Genomic DNA, 680 nt, shown 5'->3' with positions numbered 1-680 from the left:
GAAATAGACAAGACCGTGATACTCGCGCCCGTTCACTTTGCCGTCGGTAGGCTCACACCTTACATTATATAGTGAGAGAATAGCGTTATATTCCCCGATGGTCTGGAATTTATAGCGCATACCGACCATTTTGACGGTGTTGGCAACCTGACGCTTGATGTCGCCTGACGGATCAATCTTTCTAATCGGAGTATCGGGCGAGATTTTTTCTCGTTGTGCCTTGTGGAGATTGTATTTTTCCTCCAGCTCGGTGGTAATTTTCTTGCTGCGACGAAATAAAAAGTCCTGATTGAGCCTCTTGCCCTGCTCGTTGACATTGACTGTCACTATATGGATATGGTGGCGGTCAATATCCATGTGCTTGTAAATTATGTAGGGCTGTTCTCCGAAGCCGAGTTTTTCCAGATACTCGCGGGCAAGAATTTCATACTGCTGCTCCGTCAATTTATCGTCGGGGTGAGGATTTAGGGAGATATGCAGCACCGGCTTTTTTGTCCTGCCCATTTTCGGCATGAAAAGATTGAAATTCTCCACCATGCGTGCAATGTCAATATGTCCGTCTGCCGGAAGAATTATCTTGTTCGCTCCAAGCACACGGCCCTCGTCACGGTTCATCTTCATGCCGTTGTATGACAACGCCCCGTAGAGCGATGAGCCTATCGAGATTTTAGCGACCATTG

General features: G+C 47.4%; 1 protein-coding gene. It reads right to left on the bottom strand.

Annotated elements, in window-relative coordinates:
- The coding region (locus E5355_RS19155) for a relaxase/mobilization nuclease domain-containing protein (RefSeq protein ID WP_168354396.1) at nucleotides 1-680 on the bottom strand (680 nt) is incomplete at both ends.

The sequence above is a fragment of the Bacteroides muris (ex Afrizal et al. 2022) genome (assembly GCF_004793475.1).
GTDB classification, from domain to species: domain Bacteria; phylum Bacteroidota; class Bacteroidia; order Bacteroidales; family Bacteroidaceae; genus Bacteroides; species Bacteroides muris.
The sequence above is the reverse complement of the archived record's forward strand: the minus strand, read 5'-3'. Positions and strand labels throughout refer to the sequence as shown.